Annotated in this window: 21 protein-coding genes; 5 read left to right on the top strand and 16 right to left on the bottom strand. The window is 67.5% G+C overall.

The window, feature by feature from the left end; all coding sequences use genetic code 11:
• Positions 1-79: 79 nt before the first annotated feature.
• Positions 80-580, bottom strand: a complete 501-nt coding sequence (locus AB0N59_RS00725; protein ID WP_363477339.1) for a hypothetical protein — start codon at positions 578-580, stop codon at positions 80-82.
• Between the two features lie 146 nt (positions 581-726).
• Here AB0N59_RS00725 and AB0N59_RS00730 point away from each other — a divergent pair, with 146 nt between their 5' ends.
• Positions 727-2,538: an ABC transporter ATP-binding protein gene (locus AB0N59_RS00730; RefSeq protein ID WP_363477342.1), complete on the top strand. Its 1,812-nt coding sequence runs from the start codon at positions 727-729 to the stop codon at positions 2,536-2,538.
• Between the two features lie 6 nt (positions 2,539-2,544).
• On the opposite strand, the gene AB0N59_RS00735 is transcribed toward AB0N59_RS00730, so the two are convergent.
• Genes AB0N59_RS00735 through AB0N59_RS00745 form a run of 3 tightly spaced genes read right to left on the bottom strand, consistent with a single transcriptional unit; the run spans position 2,545 to position 5,248 of the window.
• A complete protein-coding gene (locus AB0N59_RS00735) occupies positions 2,545-3,384 on the bottom strand; it encodes an alpha-1,2-fucosyltransferase (protein WP_363477345.1) in 840 nt (279 codons plus the stop codon).
• Entirely contained in the window at positions 3,381-4,280 is a 900-nt protein-coding gene (locus AB0N59_RS00740) for a hypothetical protein (protein WP_363477348.1), read from the bottom strand. Before AB0N59_RS00740 ends, AB0N59_RS00735 begins: the two co-directional genes overlap by 4 nt.
• Positions 4,277-5,248, bottom strand: a complete 972-nt coding sequence (locus AB0N59_RS00745; protein WP_363477351.1) for a glycosyltransferase family 2 protein — start codon at positions 5,246-5,248, stop codon at positions 4,277-4,279. Before AB0N59_RS00745 ends, AB0N59_RS00740 begins: the two co-directional genes overlap by 4 nt.
• A 39-nt stretch (positions 5,249-5,287) precedes the next feature.
• Between AB0N59_RS00745 and AB0N59_RS00750 the strand changes: the two genes are divergently transcribed.
• The gene (locus AB0N59_RS00750) at positions 5,288-6,397 is read left to right on the top strand and encodes a glycosyltransferase family 1 protein (protein ID WP_363477354.1); all 1,110 of its coding nucleotides are present in this window, start codon (positions 5,288-5,290) and stop codon (positions 6,395-6,397) included.
• A gap of 28 nt (positions 6,398-6,425) precedes the next feature.
• Here the strand turns inward: AB0N59_RS00750 and AB0N59_RS00755 are convergent, their stop codons facing one another.
• From AB0N59_RS00755 to AB0N59_RS00765, 3 genes are read right to left on the bottom strand one after another with little or no spacing between them, the layout of a single operon-like run.
• The gene (locus AB0N59_RS00755; protein WP_363477357.1) at positions 6,426-7,607 is read right to left on the bottom strand and encodes a glycosyltransferase family 4 protein; all 1,182 of its coding nucleotides are present in this window, start codon (positions 7,605-7,607) and stop codon (positions 6,426-6,428) included.
• On the bottom strand, positions 7,591-9,195 hold the full coding sequence (locus tag AB0N59_RS00760) for a polysaccharide biosynthesis tyrosine autokinase (protein WP_363477360.1): 1,605 nt from the start codon (positions 9,193-9,195) through the stop codon (positions 7,591-7,593). The genes AB0N59_RS00755 and AB0N59_RS00760 overlap by 17 nt, the downstream gene beginning before the upstream one ends.
• Positions 9,165-10,562 carry an O-antigen ligase family protein gene (locus AB0N59_RS00765; RefSeq protein WP_363477363.1) on the bottom strand — a complete coding sequence of 466 codons (1,398 nt, stop codon included), beginning with the start codon at positions 10,560-10,562 and terminating at the stop codon, positions 9,165-9,167. The genes AB0N59_RS00760 and AB0N59_RS00765 overlap by 31 nt, the downstream gene beginning before the upstream one ends.
• A gap of 87 nt (positions 10,563-10,649) precedes the next feature.
• On the opposite strand from AB0N59_RS00765, the gene AB0N59_RS00770 reads away from it, so the two are divergent.
• From AB0N59_RS00770 to AB0N59_RS00780, 3 genes are all read left to right on the top strand, one after another.
• Positions 10,650-11,720, top strand: coding sequence for an acyltransferase (locus AB0N59_RS00770; RefSeq protein ID WP_363477367.1), 1,071 nt, complete (start codon positions 10,650-10,652; stop codon positions 11,718-11,720).
• A gap of 107 nt (positions 11,721-11,827) precedes the next feature.
• On the top strand, positions 11,828-12,292 hold the full coding sequence (locus AB0N59_RS00775) for a VanZ family protein (protein ID WP_363477370.1): 465 nt from the start codon (positions 11,828-11,830) through the stop codon (positions 12,290-12,292).
• Positions 12,293-12,622: 330 nt separating this feature from the next.
• Positions 12,623-13,291: a hypothetical protein gene (locus AB0N59_RS00780; RefSeq protein WP_363477373.1), complete on the top strand. Its 669-nt coding sequence runs from the start codon at positions 12,623-12,625 to the stop codon at positions 13,289-13,291.
• 140 nt (positions 13,292-13,431) lie between these two features.
• On the opposite strand, the gene glmM is transcribed toward AB0N59_RS00780, so the two are convergent.
• The 9 genes from glmM to AB0N59_RS00825 all read right to left on the bottom strand — a co-directional run bounded on the left by glmM (position 13,432) and on the right by AB0N59_RS00825 (position 25,072).
• On the bottom strand, positions 13,432-14,796 hold the full coding sequence (gene glmM / locus AB0N59_RS00785; protein WP_363477376.1) for a phosphoglucosamine mutase: 1,365 nt from the start codon (positions 14,794-14,796) through the stop codon (positions 13,432-13,434).
• 17 nt (positions 14,797-14,813) lie between these two features.
• Positions 14,814-15,299 carry a 30S ribosomal protein S9 gene (rpsI, locus tag AB0N59_RS00790; protein WP_204975725.1) on the bottom strand — a complete coding sequence of 162 codons (486 nt, stop codon included), beginning with the start codon at positions 15,297-15,299 and terminating at the stop codon, positions 14,814-14,816.
• Between the two features lie 29 nt (positions 15,300-15,328).
• Entirely contained in the window at positions 15,329-15,775 is a 447-nt protein-coding gene (gene rplM / locus AB0N59_RS00795; RefSeq protein WP_071640481.1) for a 50S ribosomal protein L13, read from the bottom strand.
• A gap of 216 nt (positions 15,776-15,991) precedes the next feature.
• Complete coding sequence (locus AB0N59_RS00800; protein ID WP_363477380.1) at positions 15,992-17,494, bottom strand: lipopolysaccharide biosynthesis protein; 1,503 nt, start codon at positions 17,492-17,494, stop codon at positions 15,992-15,994.
• Positions 17,491-19,557 (bottom strand): glycosyltransferase, encoded by a 2,067-nt coding sequence (locus tag AB0N59_RS00805; protein WP_363477382.1) that lies wholly within the window; start codon positions 19,555-19,557, stop codon positions 17,491-17,493. Before AB0N59_RS00805 ends, AB0N59_RS00800 begins: the two co-directional genes overlap by 4 nt.
• Complete coding sequence (locus AB0N59_RS00810) at positions 19,554-20,897, bottom strand: nucleotide sugar dehydrogenase (protein ID WP_363477386.1); 1,344 nt, start codon at positions 20,895-20,897, stop codon at positions 19,554-19,556. The genes AB0N59_RS00805 and AB0N59_RS00810 overlap by 4 nt, the downstream gene beginning before the upstream one ends.
• Positions 20,890-21,813 (bottom strand): NAD-dependent epimerase/dehydratase family protein, encoded by a 924-nt coding sequence (locus AB0N59_RS00815; RefSeq protein ID WP_363477389.1) that lies wholly within the window; start codon positions 21,811-21,813, stop codon positions 20,890-20,892. Before AB0N59_RS00815 ends, AB0N59_RS00810 begins: the two co-directional genes overlap by 8 nt.
• Positions 21,810-22,811: a GDP-mannose 4,6-dehydratase gene (locus AB0N59_RS00820; protein ID WP_363477391.1), complete on the bottom strand. Its 1,002-nt coding sequence runs from the start codon at positions 22,809-22,811 to the stop codon at positions 21,810-21,812. The genes AB0N59_RS00815 and AB0N59_RS00820 overlap by 4 nt, the downstream gene beginning before the upstream one ends.
• Positions 22,808-25,072: an N-acetylneuraminate synthase family protein gene (locus AB0N59_RS00825; RefSeq protein WP_363477394.1), complete on the bottom strand. Its 2,265-nt coding sequence runs from the start codon at positions 25,070-25,072 to the stop codon at positions 22,808-22,810. Before AB0N59_RS00825 ends, AB0N59_RS00820 begins: the two co-directional genes overlap by 4 nt.
• Positions 25,073-25,459: the final 387 nt, after the last annotated feature.

Raw genomic sequence — 25,459 nt, forward strand, 5'->3', positions numbered from 1 at the left:
TCGACTCAGGCAGACACGCTCACCGAAAGGCAGAAGCCGCCGCCCGAAGGCGACGGCTCTGCAGAACTGTGAACGGACGTCAGACCGTGCAGTTCGAGCACGGGGGCGTCACGTCGGTCGAGATCGCCGTCTCGCCCGAGCCGCTCTGCGGTCCGTCGACCTCGACCCAGGTCCAGTACAGCGTGCCGTAGATCGACGACTGCTCGCTGTTGTCCTGGAGGTTGAGGTTCAGCACGACGCGCTGGCACTCCCCCGGGTTGACGGTGAACGACGAGGGAATCGGCGTGAACTGGGTCGACTTGCCGTTGAAGGTCAGCGACGCCGGCGTGGTGATCGTCACCGTGATCGGCACGATGCTGTTGTTGCAGATGTTGAGCGGCTGAAGGTAGCCCTTCGAGTAGCCCGCATCCTTGCAGGAATTGCCCGGCAGCTTACAGGCGTCGCCTGCCTCGCTGACGGTGACGATGGCCGACGCAGCAGCGAACGGCACGGTCGATGCGACGGCGACGGCCGGAACCGCCCACGCCATCGCCTTGGTCACGGTACGACGGCTGATGCCGGTCTGATCGTTCTCAGACATTGAGATGCCCCCAGTCGATTCGCTCAAGCCCCAGAGCGAAGTGAAAGAAAATTGATGGCATCCTCCATGCCATCGCGATAATGCTAGCGTATTGTCTGCTTCGCGAACACCCCCGCTGAGAGCCAAAATCTGACGAAGGATTCCCGATGAGTGAGGCGCGTACCGCCCCCGGGATGATCGGGCAGCTCAGCACGATTCTGCGGGTGACGGGCGCCCGGCCCTCGCAGTGGGTGACTGGCACCGTGATCGCGTCGATCACGCTCGCGGCGCTCGACATGCTGGGCGTCGCGGCGATGGTGCCGCTGATGCAGCTGGTCACCACCGACGGCCCCCTCACGGGGGCGAACCGCCTCATCGCCGATCAGCTCGGCACGCGTGATCTGCAGGTGCTCATCCCCGTCGTCGCCGGAATCGTGGTGGTCGCGTTCCTCGTCAAGAGCGCGGGCTCGCTGCTGTTCCGGTGGTGGCTGCTCGGTCGCACGACGCGGGTCTCGGCACTGGCCTCGGTCGAGCTCATGCGGCGCTACGTCATGGCTCCGTACAGCGCTCACCGGCAGCGCAGCCTGAGCACGATCTACCGCAACATCAACGATGCCTCGACGCAGTCCGCGAGCGTCCTCCTCGCCGGGCTGACACTGTTCACGGACGTGCTCGTGCTGCTCGCGATCGTCGCCGTTCTGCTCGTGACGTCGCCCGGCGTGACTCTCTTCGCCGTCGCCCTGTTCGGCGTCCTCGTCTTCGGCGTGCAGCAGGTGCTGCGCCGTCGCCAGCTGCGCATCGGCGAGGTGCTGGCCGAGACGGGACTGCAGGCGTGGCAGTCCCTCCTCCCCGGGCTCGACGGCTTTCGCGAGACCCGACTCAGCGGCAGCGCCGACCGCCTGATCGGCAGCTTCCGCAGAGCACGACTGGCGGGCGCGCATCAGAACCGCCTGATGGGATTCCTCGGCGACATCCCGCGGTACCTGCTCGAGGTCAGCTTCATCACCGCCATCGCAGGCATCGCCATCCTGCTGATGGTGATCGGCGAGGCTGATCAGATCGTGTCCGTGCTCGGACTGTTCGCCGCCGCATCGATGCGCGCGCTGCCGACCCTCAACCGCCTGACCGCCAACGTCGCGACCATGCGCGCGGGTGCTGCCGGGCTGCAGATCTTCACGGAGGCGATCGGCGAGCTCAAGGCCGAGGGGATGCACGAGCCCGCACCCTCGAGCGAGGTCCGCTTCAGCGGCGACATCGAGCTGCACGATGTGACGTTCCGCTACCCCGACGCCGACGTTCCCGTGCTCGAGCATCTCTCGCTGCGCATCCCGGCCGATGAGACGACGGCTTTCGTCGGTTCGAGCGGCGCGGGAAAGAGCACACTGCTCGACCTGATCCTCGGTCTCCTCGACCCCACCGAGGGAGAGATCACCTGTGGCGGGCGGCCCATCGACGACGATCTCGCCACGTGGTACGCCGATCTCGGCGTCGTGCCGCAGGACGTCTTCCTCGTGAACGACACGGTCGCCGCGAACATCGCATACGGACTCGCGCCTGAGCACTTCGACCATGAGCGCATGGCCGAGGTCGTGTCGATCGCGCAGCTGGATTCCCTTGTCGCCGACCTCCCGGACGGTCTCGAGACCGTCGTGGGCGACCGAGGCGTGCGTCTGTCGGGGGGTCAGCGTCAGCGGCTCGGCCTCGCCAGGGCGCTGTACCGCAGACCGCGCGTGCTGGTGCTCGACGAGGCGACGAGCGCACTCGACAACGCCACTGAGCACGAGATCGCCGCCACACTCGATCGCCTGCGCGGCACGATGACCGTGATCATCGTGGCTCACCGGCTCTCGACCGTGCGCGATGCCGACACCCTGATCTTCCTCGAATCGGGGCGGGTCGCGACCCGCGGAACGTTCGACGAGGTGCGTGCGGCGAACCCGGAGTTCGCGCGCCTGGTCGAGCTCGGTCGACTCGACTAGCTCCGCTCAGTGGAACCCGTCGAGCACGACCCACTGAGGGTCGAGCTGATAGGCGTCGGACCCATGGGCCATCCGCGCCATGAAGCGGGGCATCACGATGCGCGCCGACGGATGCCTGCGGCCTGCGACGTACGCGCCCCAGTACGAGAACGTCGAGTTCGCTCCGATCAGCCGCTCGGCGCCCGAGATCGCGCGAAGGTTGGCGAGAGGGTCGGGTTCGGCGTAGGCGACGTCTCGGATGCGGTCGGTCAGGATCCCGCCCAGATGAACGCGGCACCACTCGGCGTCGTCCGAGACCACCAGCGCCGCGGCCGCGTCGGGGAAGAGATCGAGCGCGGCCGTGACGTATCCGATCACGTCGAAGCCGTGCTTCGGTTCGAACTCCGTGCCGTAGAAGTCGCCGCGCCGCACGTTGACCACGAGGCGCTCGTCGATCGCCGTCTCGCCCAGCAGGGGTGCGAGTGCGTCGTCGATGAAGGCGTGCAGCTGCTCGCGCGTGAAGTCGACGCCGAAGCGCTGATAGAGCCACTCCGGCTCCCACTCACGGCGATCCGCGAAGCGCAGCTCGTCGGCGGCGAGGCTGAGCTCGCGCAGTCGGGGAAAGGCATCCCACCACTCCCCCATGCCGCGCGACTCCAGAACCCGAACCGGCCGCCCGGCGACCGACCGGTGATGCGCCTGCAGCCACAGGTAGAGGAGGTTGCCCAATCGCATGCCGGCGGGCGGAGTGCGAAGCACCGTGCGCTCACCCCGGCGCAGCAGATCGACCGCGTCCTGCGCATGCTGTGCAGCCGCGTCGGCGGCACGTCGTGCCGCGCGCTTCGCGGGCCGGATGATGCCGGTCATCCGCCGATCCTCTCGCTGTCGCCGAACCGGACGGCGATCGGCTCACCCCCCGGAGGCTCGGGGATGCGGGAGAGGCGGTAGCAGCCGCTCTCCTTCCGCCGCAGGGGGGTCGTGAGCACGGTCAGCAGCGGGTGCCGGGTGCGCCAGAGCCAGCGCCGCAGCACGATCGGCGGTCGCATGAAGGCGGTGTGTCCCGACCAGCCGAACTTGCGCCGGATCACCTCGGGGTGACGCACCCAGGAGAAGTGCAGCACGGCGCTCTCGGGCGCGATCACCGCGTCGACGCGGGCGTCGGCCGGATGCCAGGGATCGGTGTTCTGCGGGGCCAGATCCACGCGGAACAGCTCGCCGTCGGTCTGACGGGCGTGACGCAGTCTGGTTCCGGCGCGCACCGCGAGCGGGCCGGGGTACGAGGCCGCGTAGCGCCAGAGTCGATCCGTCACCTCGAGGTAGCGCCCAGGAGCGGTGCGGGTGTAGAGCCATCGGGCCGGGTAGTCGAGCCCCGCTGCGCCCGCGGCATCGGCCCGTCGCAGCATCGCGACGAACAGCGCCGGATCGGCCATCACCTCGTCGGTGTCGAGCTGCACGACCCAGTCAGCACCCTCTGAGGCCAGGTCCAGCGCCGTCTGGCGCTGGAAGGTGTCGTTGTCGAGGGGCTCGTGATCGAGACGCGCGAAGTGACCCGGAGCATGCACGCACTTGCCGTCGACGTCGACCTCTTCGACGATGCGCAGGCACTGCTCGACGGGCAGCGGTGTGCCCGTCCACGAGGTCGCGGTGCGGTCGTACGACAGCACGATCCGGTCGACGTGCGGGTAGTAGGCTTCGAGGCTCTCGCGCAGATAGCTCGGGTCTGCGACGAGCACGTAGGCGTGCAGCCGCAGCGGTCTGGTCACCGCAGCCACTCCCGCGAGGCGTCGGCGGCGCGATCGTTCGGGCGGATCGACGCCCCGATGCCCGCCGCCGTGCCGACCAGGTCGGCGCCCGCGCGCGCGAACCCGCCGACGATGCTGCGCGCCTTCGCGGCCAGACCCGGCTTGTGAGCGACGGCGCCTACGCCCGACGCGATCTCGGCACCCATGCCTGCGACCATCCGGCCCAGGTGGCGCACGAGGTGCGGATCGCGCCACCCGAGCACCGTCGTGAGCAGCAGGATGTGGTTGCGCGCGCCATAGAACCGGTAGCGCAGATCGAAGCGCTTGCCCTTCGCATACTCGCCCGCCACGTGCAGCACGGCGGCCCGCGGAGCGAAGACGACCTTCCATCCGGCCACCTTCACTCGCAGAGCGAGGTCGGAGTCCTCACGAAGACAGGTGCCCGGGTAGTAGTCGTGGATGCCGCCGATGCTGCGCAGCGCCTCTGCTCGCACGGTCATGTTGGCGCCGAGCATGTGATGCGTCTCGATCACGCGCCCGGGGTCGGCGCCGAAGTTCCCGGTCAGGGTTCCGTCGGGCAGCAGACGGCCGATGCGGTCCCATCCTTCGAGCTCTTCGCCCGGCCTGTCGTTGTCGGCGCGTCCGCCGACGGCCCCCACCGCCGGATCGTCGTACGCGGCGAGGATCTCCGCCAGCCACTGCGGCTCGGCATAGGCGTCGTCGTCGATGAACGCGATGACGTCTTCGGTCGCGCCCTGCACCCCGATGGCACGCGAGGTCGCCAGCAGTCCGACGCCGAGATCGTTGCGGCGATACTCGACGCCGGGGAACTCGTCGACCACGCGGCGAGTCAGCCCATCGGGAGATGCGTCGACGACGACGACGCGTTCGGGCTCGACGGTCTGCTGCCGGATGTGCTCCAGGCAGGCGCGGACATGGTCGGGCCTGCGATACGTCGCGACGACGACCACGGCAGTGTGCTCGCGCATGTCTCTCCCACTCCGACGAGCTTGGGCTCGCCTCTCCCCGTGTCCACGATACTGATATCACAGCGGCAGAAGACACTCGATGGGGGCAGCCGGATGCACCGCCTGAGCATTGCGACGATCGCGACCGCCAACCCGATGGGCGCTCAGGCGTATGTGCGGCAGATCTCGGATCGGGCGGCGGATGCTCTGGCCGCCATCTCGCCGGCTCCGTGGGCCGTGCGCGAGGTGGCGACCCGGTCGCTGCGCTCACCGCTTCCGGGCGAGCGGCGCCTGCCGATCGGCCGGGTGGCCATTGCGCCGGCAGCCGTGCGCCGGATGCTGGGGGCCGCCGTCTTCGCGGGAGACACCCTCACGCATCGCATGGCGCTGGAGCTGCCACCGGGGCGACACGATGTGGTGACGCTGCACGATGTGGTCTCCTGGCGCTTTCCCGATGAATCCCCGCCGGTTCCCGCAGCCGCGGAAGAGCTGCGCCGGGCCGCCGCGGTCATCTGCGTGTCGGAGTACAGCGCGCAGGAGGCAGCGGAGCTGCTCGGGGTGCGCGACCCGATCGTCGTGCACAACGGGGTCGACCCGCGCTACTTCGACGCAGCCCCGCTCGGCGTCGCCGATCGTGGCGCGCTGGGACTCGATGGCCCCTACGTGCTTCACGCCGGCGGCGCGGCGCGGCGCAAGAACCTCGAGGGCCTCGCCGAGGCGTGGCCGATCGTGCATCGCCGCCGCCCTCACCTCACCCTCGCACTCGCGGGGCCGGAGCACCCGCGGCGTACGGCGCTGTTCGAGGGGATGCCCGGAGTTCGGATGCTCGGTCGCCTGCCCGACGAGGCGATGCCGGGCCTTGTGGCAGGTGCGAGCGCGGTGGTCGTGCCGTCGCTCGTCGAGGGCTTCGGCCTGCCTGTGCTCGAGGCGATGGCGGCGAACGTGCCGGCGGTGGTGGCCGACACGAGCAGTCTGACTGAGGTAGCCGACGGGCACGCGATCATGGTCGGCGTCGACGGCACGTCGATCGCGACGGGCATCCTCGAGGCGACCGACGACGGGGCGCAGCTCGACGGCGTGGTGCGCGGGGCTCGCATCCACGCCGGGCAGTTCACGTGGGAGCGCAGCGCCGAGGGGCATGCCCGCGTCTGGCAGCGCCTCGGCGGCTGACCGACGCGCTGCCCGGGGAGCGTCGGCGTCAGAGCACTCGGTCGTAGATGCGCTCGTAGGCCTCGGCAGCTCGTGCCCAGGTGAAGGTGCCGACGTCTTCGCGGCCTGCGCGGGCGATCGTCGCCCGCAGCTCGTCGTCCGACACGATGCGGATGAGCGCCGCGGCCAGCTCGCCGACATCTGCAGGATCGACGAGCAGGCCGTTCTGCTCGTGCCGCACGAAGTCGACAGCGCCGCCGCGCGAGGTCATGATCAAGGCGGTGCCCGCGCGCCAGGCCTCGAGTGCCACGATGCCGAACGATTCGAACCGCGACGGCACGACGACGGCGAGCGCCCCGGCCATGCCCGCGGCGACCTGCTGCGGCGACTGCCGACCCACCAGGCGCACGCGCCCGCCGAGTCCGGCGTCTGCGATCCGTCGCTGCAGCGCCTCGCGCTCGGGCCCGTCACCGCCGATCACGAGCGGGATGCCCGACAGGCCTGACCGCGCGTACGCGTCGATCAGCAGGTCGAACCCCTTGGGATACCCGAGGCGCCCCACCGCGTACAGGTACGGCTGCGCCGAGACCGGAAGGGCGTCCGGCACCACATCGAGATCGACGCCGTTCGCGACGATCTCGCCCGGCGAATCGAGGCCGTGGTGCGCTTTCAGATCGTCGAGGGCGAACAGGCTCGGGGCGGTGACCGCGGAGGCTGCGCCGATCGCGCGGCGCAGCCGGGAGCGCAGCAGAGCCGACCGGGCGTAGATGCCGTGGTCGTCACCCAGGGTCTCACCGTGCGAGCTGACGATGAGCGGGGTTCCGAACCGGCGGTGCAGCCGCTCGGCGTAGATGCCGTTCGGGCCGAAGCACTGCACGTGCAGCACCTCAGGGGCGAAGCCGCGGTGGGCGCGCGACCATCGCATCCATGCCGGTACCGCGCGCAGCCCGAAACGTAGCATGGCCGGAGCGGATCGCGCGGGCAGCGGCGTCGGCAGGTAGCGCACGGTGATCTCGCTGCCGTCATGGGCGGCGAACGACGCATCCGGACGCGCCCCGCGGTCGACGGTCCACACCTCGACGGCGTGACCGCGTGCATGCAGCTGCCTCGCGATCTGGCCCACGTGCTCTTCCACTCCGCCGGTGTGGGGCGCGAACGACGACGCGATCAGCGCCACGCGACGCGACGACGCCTTCGCGTCGCCGCCATCGCCGTCACTTGTGCTTGGCATTGCGCGGTGCCCGGCGCGGCCGCACCTCGACGGTGGCACCGCGCAGCAGCTCGTCGAAGTCCTCTGTGGCGGGCGACGCCACCTCGGGTTCCTCGGAGGTGCGCATGTCGTCGATCTCGGATGCCGTGGGCTCGGGCGCCACGGGCTCCTGGGGGTGCGAAGTCGCGGCCGACGCCGCTGCCGCCTGCTTCGCCCTCCTGGCGCGGCGTCTCGACTCCTTCGTGGGCGTGTACTCGTAGGTGTACACCGACGACTCGGCACCCGTCAGCGGCGCTCGGTTCAGCACGACGCCCAGCACCCGGCCGTGTACCTTGTTCAGCGCTTCCTTCGCCTTCTCCACGAGGTCGTAGGTGGTCTTGCCCACCGAGATGACGAGCAGAACGCCGTCGGCCTGATGCGCCAGCACCGCGCCATCGGTCACCGCGAGCAGCGGCGGGGCGTCGACGATCACCGTCGCATGTTCCGCGAGCTCGTCGAGCACCGACTTCATGCGCGCCGAACCGAGCACTTCGCTCGGGTTCGGCGGAATCGTGCCCGCGGTGAGCACGGCAAGGCTCTGCGCATGCGGGGTGGACTGCAGCACATCGCCCAGCGCCACGCGACCGGCGAGCACGTCGGTGAGGCCGGCTGGAGCGTCGACCCCCGTGGTGCCCGCGACCGTCGGCCGGCGCAGGTCGCCGTCGACCAGCACCACGGGGGCGCCGTTGGCGGCGAGGGTGGCGGCGAGGTTCGCGGCGACCGTGGACTTGCCTTCGCCGGGTACGGCGCTGCTGACGACGATGATGCGGGGCGGGTTGTCGACGTCCATGAACTGCAGGTTCGTGCGTATCACGCGCAGCGCTTCACGCATGGCGTAGCTCGACTTCGTGCCGGTCTGGTCCTCTGTCAGCAGGCGATGGCCGCCCTGCACCTCGTCAGCAGCCGGCAGGGTGCCCACGACCGAGCTGCCGAGACGCTGCTCGACGTCGTCAGTGGCGCGCACGCGCCGGTCGGAGACTGCGCGCACGAGCGCGAAGGCGATGCCCATGCCGAGACCGAGCACGCCTCCGACGAGCAGAGCCATGCGCTTGTCGGGGAACGAGGGTGCCGAGGGCAGTGCCGACGATTCGGCGAGCTCGACCGTGAATGGGGCGGAGTTCACGGCGCCCGTGCCCTCGCGCTCCTCGATCGTCTCGGTGAGGCCGTTGACCCAGGCCTCGGCAAGATCGCGAGCAGCCTCGGGGGTCGAAGCCGCCGCGGTCACCTTCAGGATCGGCGTGCCGGGAGGATTGTCGACGGTGACGCGCTGCACCAGGCTCTCGGGCTTGTCGGGCAGGTTCAGCGTCTCGGCCGCCTTCTCGGCGACGCTGCGCCAGCTGGCCATCTCGAGATACGTCGGCACTTTCGCGTTCGACAGCGTCTCGTTGGCGCCCGGCGTGATCACCTCGCCTGGCGACGTGCGCACCCTCACGACGCCGCTGGCGTCTGCGTGATACACCGGCGTCTGGATCGCCGCCCAGCCGTAGCTCGCTGCGAGCCCCAGAACGGTCAGCAGGACGATTCCGAGCCAGTGCCGCCTCAGCGCGTTCGCGTAGTCACGGAGTTCCATGCCGCCCCCAGTCTTCCCTGGTCATCGATATTAGAAGGTACGCTCTCCGCACCGGATTGAGCCTGCGAGTTCTGCCAGTGCACATGCGCACCGAGGCAGAGGCCTGCGATGAGGAACGGCACCGACACCTGCGAAGCAACCCAGAACAGGTCGAACTGCGCGGCGACGATGCGCGAGATCACAGCCGCGAAGGCCAGCGCGCCGAACGCGCTGCTGCTCGTCCAGAACTTCCAGAGCACGACGGCGAAGCCGATCCACATCGCTGCGAACGCGGCCAAGCCGATCAGGCCGGCAGATGCGAGGACCTCGAGCTCGGCCTGCGGCGGCTGGAAGTTCGCCGTCGGGTGCACGTACCAGTAGCGCAGTCCGTGGCCGACGAACGGCGAATGCTTCCAGAGTGCGTAGACCTCGCGGAACCATTCGAGTCGCTGGTACGTCGAGTTGAACTTGTTCTGCGACTCGACCTGCTCGATCACGCTCTGCACGATGAGCACCGCGCCTGGCACCGCGAGCACCGCGACCAGCAGCTTGTGCCTGCTCGCGCCGGATCGCACCACATACAGCAGCAGAACGACGATGAGCCCGATGACAGCCTGACGTGACTGGGTCAGCGCGAGCGCGACGAGGAACAGCCACATCGACGGCACGGTAAGACGCCGCGACAGGTTCGCCGCAGGCGGCCTGATGAAGACGATCAGCACGGCTGTCGCGAGCGCGAAGCCCGCGAAGTTCTTGTGCATGCTCCACGGCCAGCGCGGGTAGATCGCCTGCACTCCGTCGGTCACGAAGACGACGACCGCTGTGGCGATCGTGCCGAGCGCGATCACGGTCGCGGCCCCGATCATCAGCAGCAGTGCTGTGCGCAGCATCCCGGCCCGGCCGATGCCCCACCCGAGCACCAGTGCTCCGCCGATGAGCAGCCAGGCGTGGAACCACTCGACGACGTTCTGCGGGAACGGGTTGATGATGACGGTGAAGAGCGTGGCGAACTGGTACACCGCGTTGAACCAGAGCATGGCGCGCAGGGTCGGATGGAAGTCGCGCTGCGAGAGCAGCACGACGGTGAAGAACCCGATCGCGATCGCGAGGTCCGAGACCGTGAGGTCGGCGCCGCCGAAGCTGACACGAGCCGTGACGAATGCTCCCGGCACGGCCAGCAGGGGAAGCGCCATCGGATGCCTGGGCGTGATCACCACGCCGATCACGATCACCGCGAGAGCGATGGCGCTGGTGACGCCGTCGTCGAGCGCGCGCTCGAGCAGGAAATAGACGGCCAGCACGGTCGCGACGGCGAAGAGCGTCCAACGCCAGAGGTTGGCCCAGAGGTCGGCGAGAAGTGCGCGGATCGAGGCACGGCTGAGCGTCATCGCCCCTCCTTCCCCCACGCGGTATCTCAGTATCGCACCCGGGGTGCCCGCGCGCAGGTGCTCGCCGCTAGGCTGAGCGCGATCGCCATGTATGAGACACCGACGGAGGCCGAGCGCACGCCCGCGACAGCAGATTACGTGCCCTCGCTCGACGGCGTGCGCGCGATCGCGGTGATCGCCGTCTTCCTCCTGCACCTGGCGGCCGCCTACTTCCCCGGTGGGGCGGTCGGCGTCGATCTCTTCTTCGTGCTGTCGGCCTTCCTCATCACGGGCCTGCTGCTCGCGGAGCACGCGGGCACGGGTCGCGTGCGCTTCGGGGCGTTCTATCTGCGGCGCGCCTTTCGCCTGCTTCCGGCCCTGCTGCTGTGGCTGCCGATCGCCTCGCTCACCGCGGTGCTGGGTGACGAGGGCGAGAAGGTGCCGTGGAGCGTCGCGGGCGCGCTGTTCTACTTCAACGACTTCCAGCAGGCGTGGACCGACCGCGTCGCGACGGCGTTCAATCAGTCGTGGTCGCTGAGCGTCGAAGAGCAGTTCTACTTCGTGTGGCCTCCGCTTCTGGTGCTCGTGCTTCTGCGCGCATCGCTGCGCACCCAGCGATGGTTTCTGCACGTCTCGGTGCTCGTGGCGGCGATCGTGCCTTTCACCGGGCCGAACTACTTCCTCCCCACGGGGCATCTGCTGCCTCTGGTGATCGGATGCTGGGCCGCGGAGCAGCGCGCTCGCGGCCTGACCCCGTGGGTGCGGCGCCTGATCGAGCAGAGATGGGTGTCGTACGTCGCGTGCGCGGTCTTCGCGTTCGCCGCCATGGCCGACTTCCCGGCCCTGCGGCCGGTGACGTTCATCGCGGCGTCGGTGGCGACGGCCGCACTGCTGCTGCAGCTCACCGTCGGTCCGCCGACCGTCGTCTCGCGGATGCTCGGGTCACGGGTTCCCGTGTGGATCGGCGCTCGATCGTACGGGGTGTATCTCTACGGTCTGACCCTGATGGGGCTGGTGCCGCTGCTGTGGCCGGGAATCGAGCTGAAGCTCGCAGCGCCGATCGACATCGTGCTCACGGCGGTGGTCGTCGCGCTGTCGTACCGGTTCGTGGAGTCCCCGATCAGGCGATGGGGCCGCGCGTGGCTCTCGAGACGAGACCGGAAGGGGTCAGCGCGCTAGCGAGCCCAGGTCCGTTCTTCCCTGCGTCGGCGAGGCCGCGACGGGTGGTGACACCTCACGGGGCTGGAGCGCTCGGGAGCCGTCGTCGTGACTGCGACAATTGCCCGATGGGCAGGCCGGTTCGTGAGCAGCGCCCCGTGCGGCACCCGATGCTGGTCTCTCTCCTCATCGCCTGTCTCATCGGCGGGGTCGCGATCGTGCTGCTGCCGATCGGATGGATGCTCAACCGCTTCGTCGTCTGGCTCTACTACGCGGGGCGCAGCATCGGTGTGCCGCCGTTCGTGACGATCGTGACCTATGACGTCGCTCTCAACGTGCTGCTCTTCGCAGTGCCGGTCGCGCTGGCCGCGACCCTCTGGCCGCGTGTGCGCTGGTGGCTGTGGGCGCCGATCGCACTGATCCTGTCGGCGACCGTCGAGCTGGTGCAGTTCGCTGCGCTGCCCCGGGATGCCTCTTCCGCCGACATCCTCGTCAACACCATCGGGGCAGTGATCGGCGCGGGGGCGGCCGCGCTGGTGAGGAAGATGCCGCGCCGATTCGCCGAGAGCAGGCTTCGACCGCCGGAGAGATGACCCGCGAGAGCGCACTCATCTCTGAGGAGAAGCCGCTCCACACCTTCAGTCTCCGCCACCGGTTGACCGGAATACGCCATCTGCTTCAAGGGGCGTGATGACTCGCATCCGCGCCCATCTCTCTCTGTAGGCGACGAGAGTGCCGGCAATCGGGGGATTGCGCTGTGGTCACGTCGCCCCGCGAGCCGTACCGGGGAGTACCGGCTGCGCGAAAAGACGGCAGGGCCTCCCTCCCTCTGGGGGCCCTGCCGTCCAACCCACAGACATGGCGACCGAGAAGACGGACTGCGATGCCCAATCGCACGAAGTGAGACTGACGGGAAATCTTCAATGCATGCGAAATCTGCGTATCGGCGCACGTGGCGCCGGGCCGCCGTCGTCGAGCCGCACGTGCTGCAGCGGCTGCGCACGGTCGAGATCCTCGAAGAGGTGGCAGGCATCTCGATCGTCCACACGAGTGGGTCGCTGGCTGCACTGATGGAGTGGCTGCGCTCGGAGCCCCGCTCGCAATGGCCGCACCTGCTCGTGATCGAGGCGCTTCCGTTCGACGACGCACAGCCGACACTCAAGGCGCTCGCCTCGCTGCGCCACGCGGGCATCAAGGTCATGGTCGTCTCGTCGATGAGTCCGAAGGCCGCCGCTCGCACGCTTCTCGAGTTCGACCTCGACGGCCTCGTCACCAAAGAAGACGACGAGTCCACCCTGCTCGACTGCGTCGACGAGGTGCTCGCCGGCGAGGAGTACGTCTCCGCTCTCGCGCAGCAGGCGGCAGCACCTGACCCGCGAACTCCCGACCTCTCACCGCAGGAGTCGAAGGTCCTCGACCTCTACGTGCACGGCCAGACGATCGCCGCCGTCGCCAGCGCCATCGGCACGAAGGAAGACACGGCACGAAAGTACCTGGCGCGGGTCAAGCGCAAGTACATCGAACGCGGACGGATCGCGCACTCCAAACTCGATCTCGCCCGGCTCGCCCGCGAAGACGGTGTGCTCCTGTGACCGCCTCGACCCCGATGGCGCCGGCTGTCACCCCCAGTGACCGCAGTCGCCGTCGGTTCTGCCGACCCGGGGGGAATCGGCGGACGACACAATGAAGGCGGGCTGCTCCCAGGCAGCCCGCCTTCACTCATGCGCGTGTCTCACAGAGCGAGGTGCGTGCGCACGACCTCCGCAAGCGACTCGGCATGGGCGTTCGCGGTCTCGGCGTCGGACGCCTCGACCATCACCCGCACGAGCGGCTCGGTGCCTGACTTGCGCAGCAGCACGCGGCCTGACGAGCCCAGTTCGTTCTCGACGGCTTTCACAGCGTCCTGCACGCCGTGGTGATCGGAGACGGCGTCCTTGTCGACGCCCTTCACGTTGATCATCACCTGCGGGTACACCGTCATGATCGAAGCGAGCTCCGCAATCGACTTCTTCTGGCGCGCCATCTCGGCGACCAGGTGAAGCCCGGTGAGCAAGCCGTCGCCGGTGGTGGCGAAGTCGCTCATGATCACATGACCCGACTGCTCGCCGCCGAGCGAATAGCCGCCTGCGTTCATGTCTTCGAGCACATAGCGGTCACCGACTGCCGTCTGACGCACGGCGATACCCTGCTCGCGCATGGCGATGTGCAGCCCGAGATTGCTCATGACCGTGGCGACGAGGGTGTCGTCGACGAGCGTGCCGCGGCTCTTCATCGCGACCGCGAGGATCGCCATGATCTGATCGCCGTCGATGATGTTGCCGTCGGCGTCGACCGCGAGGCAGCGGTCGGCATCGCCGTCGTGGGCGATGCCCACGTCGGCCCCGACTCGGATGACCTCGGCTGCGAGCTTGTCGAGGTGGGTCGAGCCCACACCGTCATTGATGTTCAGGCCATCAGGATCGGCGCCGATGACGCTGACCTTGGCGCCCGCGGCACGGAAGACCTCCGGCGATGCGCCAGAAGCAGCGCCGTTGGCGCAGTCGAGCACGACGTGGATGCCGTCGAGGCGATGCGGCAGCGAGGCCAGGAGGTGCATGATGTAGCGGTCTTCAGCATCCGAGAACCGGATCACGCGACCGACGTCGGCACCGGTGGGCTGCAGCTTGACGCCCGATTCGATGTGCTCTTCGATGCGCTGCTCGACGAGGTCGGGCAGCTTCACTCCGCCACGGGCGAAGATCTTGATGCCGTTGTCGGGAGCAGCGTTGTGCGACGCCGAGATCATGACGCCGAAGTCGGCGTCGATGTCGGAGATGAGGAAGGCCGCTGCCGGCGTGGGCAGGGTTCCCGCATCCAGCACATCCACGCCGGACGACGCGAGACCGGCTTCGACTGCTGCGCTGAGGAAGTGACCCGAGATGCGCGGGTCACGTGCGACGACAGCGGTGAGCCGCTTGCCGGCAGCGCGACGCGCGTCGGCAATACGGCCCTGGCCCAGGACGACAGCAGTCGCCTGGGCCAGGTGGAGCGCAAGTTCGGCGGTGAGGAGCTGGCCGTTGGCCAGCCCCCGCACGCCGTCCGTTCCGAACAGTGCCATAGAGGGAACTGTAGGGATCAGCGCTTCGAGTACTGAGGAGCCTTGCGGGCCTTCTTGAGACCAGCCTTCTTGCGCTCGATGACGCGAGCGTCGCGCGAGAGGAAGCCGGCCTTCTTGAGGGTCGGACGGTTGTTCTCGGCGTCGATGTTGTTCAGCGCACGGGCGATGCCGAGGCGGAGAGCGCCGGCCTGACCCGAGTCGCCGCCACCCGAGATGCGGGCGATGACGTCGTACGCACCCTGCAGGTTCAGAACCGTGAAGGGGTCGTTGATCAGCTGCTGGTGCAGCTTGTTCGGGAAGTAGTCCTCGAGCGTACGGCCGTTGACGGTGATGGTGCCCGAGCCGGGAACCAGACGCACGCGGGCGATGGCCTGCTTGCGACGGCCGACTGCGGCGCCGGGAACGGAGAGCACGGGGCGGGGAGCCGACTCCTGAACCTCGGCCTCAGGGCTCGAGGTCGAGAAGTTCTGCGGGAATTCGGTGGTGTCCTGGATTTCAGCCACGAGTATGTCCTTAGAAATCTGAGGGGCGCTTACTGCGCGACCTGGTCGAGGGTGTACGGCGTGGGCTGCTGAGCGGCGTGCGGGTGCTCGGCACCTGCGTAGACCTTGAGCTTCGACAGCTGCTGACGACCCAGGGTGTTCTTCGGGAGCATGCCGCGGACGGCCTTCTCCACGGCGCGAACCGGGTGCTTCTCGAGAAGCTCGGCGTACGAGGTGGCCGTCAGGCCGCCCGGGTAACCGGAGTGGCGGTAGGCCATCTTCTTCTGGAGCTTCTGGCCCGTGAGGGCGACCTTCTCCGCGTTGACGATGATGACGAAGTCACCGGTGTCGACGTGGGGAGCGAAGGTCGCCTTGTGCTTGCCGCGCAGGATTGCTGCTGCGTGCGAAGCCAGACGGCCGAGAACGACGTCGGTTGCGTCGATGACGATCCAGTCACGCTGGACCTGCCCGGCCTTCGGGGTGTAAGTGCGCGTCACGATAGTGCTGCTTTCTTGATTCGAACGGAGAGGTTCGTGAATCCCACTCCGGGGTGGTTCTCTCTCGAGAACAGCGCCAGTGGAGGGCTCACGTTCGTCGTACCTGCGCCCCGGCAAGCCGAAGGGCAGGCACCAAGGGGATAGCTTACGGCATGATCGCGGCACGATGCAAAAGGAACCGGCTGAGAGTCCGGATGCAGGGCTCGGGCCGCCTCGCTACTGCGCGCCGTGCGCCTCTTTCCGTCTCATCGCGCGGCGCAGCGTGAACCAGATCTCGCCATACTCTCGTCGCACCCGCCCGAAGACCATCAACAGGCCGAATCCCGCGAGGTGCGTCACGATCGCCGCGGCCAGCACGAGGTACGCGTTCGCGTGCGGCCCGATGACCGCTACCACCACCGTCGTCACAGCCGCAGGAACCGCTGCGATCAGCAGAATCCAGAGAGCCTTCACGATCAGGCCCCCGGTCGCCAAGCGCGAGACACGTCCCGCCCACCACAGGGAGACGGGGAAGAGCAGGATCGGAGCGGCCGCGAATGCAGCGACGACGCCAAGGGCTCCGCAGCTCGATGCGACGAGCATGGCGCTCACGCGCACGATCGTGGTCACGACGGTCAGGACGAGCAGCTGTCGCCCCAGACCGCGCGCCGTGAAGATCCAACCCGCGATCGAGGCGAGAGAGTTGATGCCCTCTCCGACCGCGATCATCGCGATGAAAGGGGCTGCCGCTCGCCATTGTGCTCCGAGGACGACTTCCGTCAGCGGGCCAGCCGCCGCGGCGACACCACCGGTGACCGCGAGAATCGGGATGCACACGATCGTCTGACCTCGCAGCATGTACCGCATGAAACGCGCATCGTCGTTCTGGATCCGAGCCAGGGTCGTGAAGGCGACCTGCCACAGCGGGGTGCGGATCTGGTTGATCGCCGTTCGCACGGTCTGAGTTGCGCGATTGAACAAGCCGACCGAATAGGGCCCGAAGAGCCGCCCGAGGATCACGGCTCCCGACTCGGCAGCGACATACGTGAGCACCTGACTCGCGAACATCGTGCCGCCGAAGCGATACAGATCGCGCATCGGCTCGGACCGCCTGTATCGCATCGGCAGCCACGCAGCGGCGACACCCATGATCACCATGCCGAAGAACCCGCCGACGACCTGCTGCGCCACCAGCGCCCATGGCCCCCACCCCATCACCGCCCCGGCGATACCGCTCCCGAAACCCGCGACGGCCGCTGCCACCTCCCCCACCGCTATCCGCCCGAACTGCATGTTCCGCACGAGACCGGCACGCCACTGGGTGGCGATACCCGCCATCACGAAGGTGCAGGCCAGAGCCGCCGCGATCGGCACGACGGCTGCGTTGCCGTAGAAGAAGCCGAGCAGAGGCGCCGATGCGAGACAGAGAGCAGCGCCCGCCGCGCCGAGCCCGGTGTTCGCCCAGAACAGGTTGCTCTGCTGCTGACGGGTCAGGTGCTCGGCCTGAATCGCCGCCGCGGAAAGGCCGAGGTCGCGAAACAGATATGCCACGCCGACCACCGAGAAGACCATCGCATAGAGTCCGAAATCGGCCGGCTGGAGGAGTCGCGCGAGCACGACCACGCTGCAGATCTGCAGCAGCGCGAGCGCTCCCTGAGCAGCGACGGCTCTTATGGCGCCGCGCGTCGCGCGTACGCCGAGGTCCGCGGCCTGCTGCGGTGGCTGCTGCTCCGAGGTCACGCCCGTGCCCTGTTCCCGTAGGCATCGGCCAGGGCGGACACCATCTGCCCGACGTCGCCACGGCGAGTCGTCCGTGGCGAACGGCCGATCGCATCGAACACCGCTGAGGCGATCTCCCGAGGCATCGCCTCGGCGTCGACCAGGGACACACCATCGATCTCCGCGTTGCCGCCGACATCGGACGCCACCGCCGGGATTCCATGAGCGACGGCGTCGAGCAGGGTGTAGGAGCAGTTCTCCCATGTCGACAGCTGGACGATCACGTCTGCTTCGCTCATCGCGACCTCGGCATCGACGAAGCCCGGAAACCGCACAGAGGACGAGACTCCCAGCGTTCGCGCGAGCGACGTGAGCTCAGAGCGGAGCGGCCCGTCCCCGGCGACGACCAGAGTGGCATCCGGCCTCTTCTCGACCACGATCGCGAACGCGTGGAGGAGTCGGTCGATCCGCTTCTCGGGCGCCAGGCGCGACAGAGACAGGATCCGCAGTGCCCTGGCCTGCCGGCTGGCTCCGGAAGGCCTCACCTCTTCACGCACCTCGACCGCGTTCGGTATCACTCGGATGGGCTGCGTGACACGCCACTTGCGGAGCATCGCCTGCCTGGTGGCTCGGGAGACCGCGTTGAGGCCGTCGAAGCGCGCACATCGAACCCTGTGCACGGCAGCCATGAAGCGCGATTGCAGGACGGAGCGGTGGTAGGTGTCATCCTTGCCGGAGATGCCGTGCTCCGTCGTGAATCTGCGCGTGCCACGCGGCAGCGGTGTCCACGCGTTGATGATGTCAGCGTATGCAAGGTGCGAGTGAACGACATCCGGACGCAGTGCCCGCGCCGTTCGGCGAAGGGTCAGCACGGATCGGAGGACGCCGGCCTCGGGGCCGAAGGCGTCTGAGATCACCGCCGCGCCCTGGGCACGCAGTCGAGTCGCCAACGGGCCCTCGGGGCACAGCACGGTCATCCGCCAACCAGGGATGCCGTGGGATGCGACATCTGCGGCGTGCCGCGCCACTCCGCCGATGTCCGCGACGGGGATGACCCACAGAGCGTGCCCTGCTCGCGTGCCGCCTGCCTCGGAGCGCAACTCCACCTGCTTCTGCGCCTTGTACCGGCCCAGATCCGTGGAGCCATGCGCCTGTCCTGCATACCCGGCAGCCTCGACCGCAAGAGCGATGATCTTTCGCCGCACGCCCGCGGGGAGCGCGTCGGGAAGCGCATCGATCCGACGTCCGAGCGCTCGGATGTCATCCGGATGCGTCCAGTCCCGACCCAACCGCTTCACCAGCGCGAACCACGCACGATCCACCATCCTCGACGGCGGAGCCGTTACATGGCGGTGGTCGGGGTGGACCTCGTTGAACAGCCGGCGGCTCGCACCCGACACGAACGCTCGCGGCACGCGCGTCGCGGCGCTCTGTGCGGGGCCGCGGTGCTCGATCTCGAGGCGGGGTTCGATGATGATGCGAACCCCTGATTCATGCAGGCGCAGGCCGAGCTCGCTGTCCTGCCCATATACGAACCGCTCGTCGAAGCCTCCGAACCGGTCCCAGGTGTCCCGAGTGACGGAGTTGTGCGCGGCCCAGTGCATCCACGCCTGCTGCTCGTCTCGTCGGTACGCAGCGTGGAGCTGAGCTCGATTGGCCGGCTGCCCGTACGCACGCGAATACGCCGTTGCGGCGAACACGTCTCGAGTGGCGCCCACGACCCCGAGCGGGATCTCCGCTGCCATGTGAAGCTCCACGTGCGCGCGCACCATGCTCGCGCCGGGCGTCAGATCGTCGTCGCACCGGATCAGTACATCACCATCGGCGAGCGCGTACGCCCTGTTGAGGGTCTCGCACACTCCGACAGGCAGCTCGCTCGCGTCGACCTGAATCCGCATCCGCGTCTCGTACTTCTCGATCACGCTCCGAGATTCGGCCGAATCGCCGTCGAGCGCGATCACGACGCTCCACGTTCCTTCGAAGTCCTGGCGCGCCAGCGCTTCGAGCAGCGCGGGAAGCCGATGCGCTCCCTTGTGCGAGGGAACGATCACTGTGGCCGACAGCATGGGAGGGTCGACCGTCATAGTGCGGTCACCGCAGGGCCCCGCACACGATTGCGTGTGTCCAGCACCGGGACATCCTGGTTCTCGAGCGCGCTGAGGTCGAGCGAATCATGATCCGTGATCAGGATGACAAGATCCGCCTGCTCCACGACCGAATCCGTGAAATCGACGCGCTGCACGGCCTCGGGCCACTGCCGCTCGCTCACATGAGGATCGACGGCCATGATCGTTGCGCCGAATTCGCACAGCAGGTCGATGAGCCGCAGCGACGGCGATTCCCGGATGTCGCCCGAGTTCCGCTTGTACGACAATCCCACGAGCAGAATCCTGCTGCGCTTCAACCCCTTGCCCCCGTCATTGAGCAGACGGATGGCTCGCTGCAGGACGTAGTCGGGCATGTGGTCGTTCACGTCGTTCGCCAGCTCGACGAACCGGAAGTTCTGACCGAGCTGACGCTTGACCTGCCAGGAGAGGTAACTCGGGTCGACCGGCAGGCAGTGTCCTCCGACCCCCGGTCCCGGCGTGAACTTCATGAATCCAAAGGGCTTGCTGGCAGCGGCGTCGATCGCTTCCCAGACGTTCACTCCGAGTTGGTGCGCGAAGATCGCGAGCTCATTCACGAGCGCGATGTTCACGTGGCGAAACGTGTTCTCCAGCAGCTTGGTCAGCTCCGCTTCCTTCGGCGACGAGACCGGCACCGTCCGGTCGACCATCGAACTGTAGAAGGCGTCGATGCGACGCAGTGCTTCGACCCCGAGTCCAGACACCACCTTCGGCGTGTTCACGAAGTTCCAGGTGGGGTTGCCGGGATCGATCCGCTCCGGGCTGTATCCCACGAAGAAGTCGACTCCGCCTCGCAGCCCCGAACCTCTTTCCAAGATCGGGACGAGCAGTTCCTCCGTCGTGCCCGGGTACGTCGTCGATTCGAGGATCACCGTGCTTCCCCGCTTCAGGCACGGCGCCAGCGATGCGGCCGCAGACTCGATGAAGCTGAGATCCGGCAGCGACTCGCGCAGCGGGGTGGGGACGGTGATGACCGCGATATCGAAGCCGTCCACCTGATCGTAGGTCTCGACCGGGTGATACCGCCCGGATGCCAGTGCCGCCACGACCTGGTCGTCACTCACGTCGTCGACGAACGAGGTGCCCGAACGCAGCGCGGCAGTCCGGTAGGAATCGAGATCCACTCCGACGACGTCGTACCCCACGTCGACGGCGCGCATCGCGAGGGGCAGGCCTACGTACCCCTGCCCGACGACGGTCACTCTGGTTGAAGAAGGACTCGTTCTCATTGTTCCCCTTGAGTTTGTCGAGCCACCGCTGATGACCAGCGAGGGCTCGCGATTGCTGCGCTCACTCACGTTCGGCCTTCACGATCTCGGCGATCGTCTGCTCGAACGGGGTTGTCGGCCGCCAGCCGAGTTCGTCCGTGATGCGATCGTGCGAGCCGACGACGTCAGCCACGTCTGCGGGCCGCGACAGTGCTCGCTTCGCCTCGCGCCGAGGCACCGGCCGTCCGAGTTCTGCACAGATCCGGGCGAGCACCTCCTCGCCTGAACGTGAGCGACCAGAGGCGACGTTGTACGTGTCGTGTGCGAGCGTCTCGGCTTGCAGAAGATCCATGTAGGCGCGGGCTATGTCGCGCACGTCGGTGTAGTCGCGACGAGTCGCGAGGTCTCCCACGGCCACTTCGCCGGGTGAAGCCGAGAGAGCGTCGAGCAGATCCGGCACCAGGAATCCAGGTCTCTGCCCGGAGCCTATGTGATTGAAGGGCCGAGCGACGACGACGTCGAGTCCTCGGTCGCGATAGTACTGAGCCTGAACCTCCACCACGATCTTGCTGACCGCGTAGGGAGACGAAGCCCGAAGGGCCGTCGACTCAGTGACCGGTCGTCCCGACGCAGCCGCGTACACCGCCCCGGAGCTGACGACGACGACGCGCGCGCGTGAGCCGTCTCGCAGCAGGCGCTCCCCCAGTACCGTCATCATTGCGCTGTTCTCGGCGATGTACGTCTGGGGGTGCTCGAACGACGGTCCGACCGACGCGAGCCCGGCCAGATGCAGCACCCCATCGACAGGGAGATCATCCGGCAGCCCATGACGAAGGTCTACGACGCTGAGCGCCGCCAGACTGTCGAGCAGCTCCGGATCGTCTGAGCCCGTACGCGCGATGCCGTGCACGCGAAACCCGCGTGCCGCCGCCTCGAGCGCGACGTGCTTTCCGACGAAGCCGGTGACTCCCGTGACGACTACCGTGCCGCCCTCTGGCAGCCTCATCGTGCCGACTCGAGCCCAGCCAGCGCGTCGAGGTCGTGCCGGACCATCAGCTCGACGAGCTTCTCGAACGAGACCTCTCGCACCCATCCGAGCTGCTCCTCGGCCTTCGCCGGGTTTCCGAGCAGAATGTCCACCTCGGCCGGGCGCATGAAGGCAGCATCCTGCTTCACGTACGGCGTCCAGTCATCGATCCCGACGGTCCGGAAGGCCAGCGAGAGGAACTCCTCGATGGAGTGCGTCTCCCCGGTTGCGAGCACGAAGTCGTCCGGGCGATCGTGCTGAAGCATCTTCCACATGCCGCGCACATAGTCGCCGGCATACCCCCAGTCACGCTTCGGCCAGAGATCGCCCAGCACCACGTATTCCTGCATCCCGCGAGCGATGCGTGCGACTGCTTGCGTGATCTTCCGCGTCACGAACTCGGGACCGCGGAACTCGCCCTCATGGTTGAAGAGGATCCCGCAGGAGACGAACATGCCATAGCTCTCGCGATAGTTCCTCGAGATCCAATGACCGTAGAGCTTCGCCACACCGTATGGGCTTCTCGGGTGGAACAGCGAGTCCTCGTCGTAGCCGGCGCCCGGCCGGTTGTAGTCCAGGCCACCGAACATCTCCGAGGTCGACGCCTGGTAGACGCGAGTGCGTTCGCTTCTCCCCGTGACACGCACAGCCTCGAGCACGTTGAGCACGCCTTTGCCGGTCACGCTCTCCGTCAGCGACGGATTCTTGAACGAATAGCCGACATGGCTGACGGCTCCCAGGTTGTACAGCTCGTCCGGATCCGAGAGATCGACGGCTCGGATCAGAGCAGCAGGGTCGGTGAGGTCCCCCTCCACCAGCCGGACGTGCGGATGACGCGCTTCGAATTCGGCCCGCTTGGGATTGTTCTGTCCGCGGATGAGTCCGTAGACCTCATACCCTTCGTCCTGAAGCAGCGACGCGAGATGATTCCCGTCCTGACCCGTGACACCGGTGACCAGTGCGCGCTTCTTCGTCATCGGGCGCCACCGTCTCCCAGCAGGGGCTCGAGTCGATCCAGAGCCATCCAGAACCTCTCGCCGTGGTTCACGTGTCCTTGCCAGATCTCGGGGATGAACGGCGCCCCTGGGGCTGCACGGTTGATCACATCGCTGAACTCGGGCCAGTTGATGTCCCCGTCGCCGATCTGGACGCCTTCCCCGTCGACTCCGACTCCGTCGACGAGGTGGAGGTGGATGGAATGAGGAAGAAGCATCTCAGCCGCATCCCGGAACGACGTCTTGAGCCAATTGGTCGCGAGGCGCGTGTGCGACGAGTCGAAGCACAGCTTCAGGCCCGTCTCCCTCGCGAACTCGGCTGTGTCCTCCGGATTCACGAACAGGCTGGCGAAGCGCTGTCCTCCCATGAACCAGGGATACGGCGGCAGTGTCTGTGCGGCGATGCGAACCCCGGTCGTGTCGAGCCTCGACAGAGCCTCGGCCACGCGTGCGTACATGGCCGGACGCTCATCCGCAGAGAAGTGACGGTTCTCGTCATACCCGCCCATGCTCACCACCACGATGGGCTCGTCCTCGTTCGGGAACCACCGACGAAGATCCCTCGAGACGTCGATCGTCCGCTGCACCTCTTGGATCGAGCGCTCCCACACCTCGGGGTCGGCCGAAGCGAGGTCGACGAGGAAGTCCCCCGCGAAGAGGTCGGGCAGATGCGTCGTGAACCCCATCTCCAACGGCTCTGTGAAATGCTCGTCGACGTCCATCTCGAGGTCACGGTACGAGAAGTGGAACTCGAGGAAGTCGGGTTCGGTCTGCTCGACGAACGCAGGCCAGTCGTGGTAGCGGACCGGCAGACCCCACGGACGATCGAAGGCGAAGGGCCGCGGACCGGCCGACGTCTGCTTCAGGTCGCCGTCGAAGAAGAAGTCGCCGGCGGCCATGTCACGGTGGAGTGTGCGTCCGAGCAGTTCGCTCAATGCGTTCGGCTGCAGTCCCCGACCGGGACTCTTCACCGCCACATCGTCGGCGCTGAGCACCGTGCCGGACTTCAGCTCTCGGGAGGCGACGAGCGATTTGGCGAGCGTCACCCGGTTCATCTGCTCTCCGGTCGAGACGGTTCGGGCGTCACCGCTGCCCATCGACGACTCCACGTCGCGAATCTGCTCGACCATGCTGCGGAACTCGGCCGGCAGCAGCGATACGGTGTGGTCGTTGCCCTCCATAGCCCGATCGACGGTGAAGTGCTTCTCGATGATGTGAGCGCCTCGCGCGACAGCGGCGACCGGGACGTGCCATCCGCGCTCATGCCCGGAGTAGCCGACCACTCCCTGACCGATCTCGGCGAGACGATCGAGGTAGGCGAGGTTCAGATCCTTGTAGGGAGCGGGGTAGGTGGACTGGCAGTGCAGCAGCGCGAACGAGGCGCCCTGGGAGCGAAGCAGCGACACCGTCTCGATGATCTCGGTCTCGCGCGACATCCCCGTGCTGAGCACCAGCGGCAGTCCGCGTCCGGCGGCATCGGCGATGAGCTCGTGGTTCGTGAGATCAGCCGATGCGATCTTCAGCGCCGGGATGCCGTAGTCGGCGAGCGCGGCGACGCTCGGCGCATCCCATGGTGTGCACATCACGTCGATGCCGGCATAGCGGGCATGGTCGAAGACGTCGAAGAGCTTCTCGGCGGGCAGGGAGAACCGGCGCAGCAGATCGAGTGTGTACTGCACGCCGAGGTCCTCGCCCGCGGTGGCTGCTCCGCGCTGCCGGTACAGCGCGTCCATATCCCGAAGCTGGAACTTCACGGCGTCGGCGCCGGCCTCGACGGCGAGATCCACGAGCTTCTTGGCGAGGTCCACTGAGCCGTTGTGATTGTTCCCGACCTCCGCGATGACGAATGCAGGGTGCCCCGGGCCGACCTCATGCTGACCGATGCGCAGGGTGTCGCTGCTGTCGATCGCGAGCGCGACGAGATGACCGCGCTCGTCGACGAGCGGAACATGATGTACGCCGCTCTGCCCCATGAGCGGAGCGATGTCGGCGACAGTCGATGATCCGGGAAGGGAATGCACGTCGGAATTGGCCACGTCGGCACAGGTGACATCGAGGGACTCGGTGGGATTGGCAACAATCCACCGACGGAAGTCGCCGTCCGAGAGTGACCCCTGAAGGACCCCATGGGAGTCGACGACGAAGACAATGCGCTGCTTGTTCGCATTGATCTTTCCCAGGCCGACGAGCAGAGGATCGTCGGCAAAGACGATGAACGGCGTGAGGGCACGCTCGATGATCATTTATTACTCCCCATTGGACAGACAGGCCCCAGCTCTGTCGATCATTCATTCGGCTTCACCGAGATGTGCGCCGCGATTATCGCGATACGCAGCAGGCCCCGCCCGCTACTCCGTCAATTATCCCATTCGCCCTTGAGCGACCCGCGCCGGCCCGCAATGACGCGTTCGAATACGTGAGCAAAAGATGCGACGCCATGCGACGTATAGGTGGCCGGAATTGCATCCGCCCGTCGCGGAATTCCTGAGATGCGCACGCGCGCAGGTATCCCGGTCCAGGCGACGAGGGCAGGGCCGAGAGGCCGCCGCATCCGCCTGGCGAAAGGGGTGAGGGAGAGACAATGCGACCCCTGAAAGCGGTCAGGCTGCCTCACCGTCCCTGAGATCGGC

This window comes from Microbacterium sp. NPDC089321, assembly GCF_040684935.1.
Classification (GTDB): domain Bacteria; phylum Actinomycetota; class Actinomycetes; order Actinomycetales; family Microbacteriaceae; genus Microbacterium.

Coding starts and splice junctions, on each gene's coding strand:
- AB0N59_RS00770 (WP_363477367.1), top strand. CDS start 10,650: ATGTATGAGACACCGACGGAGGCCGAGCGCACGCCCGCGACAGCAGAT.
- glmM (WP_363477376.1), bottom strand. CDS start 14,796: ATGGCACTGTTCGGAACGGACGGCGTGCGGGGGCTGGCCAACGGCCAG.
- AB0N59_RS00745 (WP_363477351.1), bottom strand. CDS start 5,248: ATGCGCGAGCACACTGCCGTGGTCGTCGTCGCGACGTATCGCAGGCCC.
- AB0N59_RS00815 (WP_363477389.1), bottom strand. CDS start 21,813: ATGAGGCTGCCAGAGGGCGGCACGGTAGTCGTCACGGGAGTCACCGGC.
- AB0N59_RS00820 (WP_363477391.1), bottom strand. CDS start 22,811: ATGACGAAGAAGCGCGCACTGGTCACCGGTGTCACGGGTCAGGACGGG.
- AB0N59_RS00725 (WP_363477339.1), bottom strand. CDS start 580: ATGTCTGAGAACGATCAGACCGGCATCAGCCGTCGTACCGTGACCAAG.
- AB0N59_RS00755 (WP_363477357.1), bottom strand. CDS start 7,607: ATGCCAAGCACAAGTGACGGCGATGGCGGCGACGCGAAGGCGTCGTCG.
- AB0N59_RS00765 (WP_363477363.1), bottom strand. CDS start 10,562: ATGACGCTCAGCCGTGCCTCGATCCGCGCACTTCTCGCCGACCTCTGG.
- AB0N59_RS00735 (WP_363477345.1), bottom strand. CDS start 3,384: ATGACCGGCATCATCCGGCCCGCGAAGCGCGCGGCACGACGTGCCGCC.
- AB0N59_RS00805 (WP_363477382.1), bottom strand. CDS start 19,557: ATGACGGTCGACCCTCCCATGCTGTCGGCCACAGTGATCGTTCCCTCG.
- AB0N59_RS00780 (WP_363477373.1), top strand. CDS start 12,623: ATGCATGCGAAATCTGCGTATCGGCGCACGTGGCGCCGGGCCGCCGTC.
- AB0N59_RS00760 (WP_363477360.1), bottom strand. CDS start 9,195: ATGGAACTCCGTGACTACGCGAACGCGCTGAGGCGGCACTGGCTCGGA.
- AB0N59_RS00730 (WP_363477342.1), top strand. CDS start 727: ATGAGTGAGGCGCGTACCGCCCCCGGGATGATCGGGCAGCTCAGCACG.
- AB0N59_RS00775 (WP_363477370.1), top strand. CDS start 11,828: ATGGGCAGGCCGGTTCGTGAGCAGCGCCCCGTGCGGCACCCGATGCTG.
- AB0N59_RS00825 (WP_363477394.1), bottom strand. CDS start 25,072: ATGATCATCGAGCGTGCCCTCACGCCGTTCATCGTCTTTGCCGACGAT.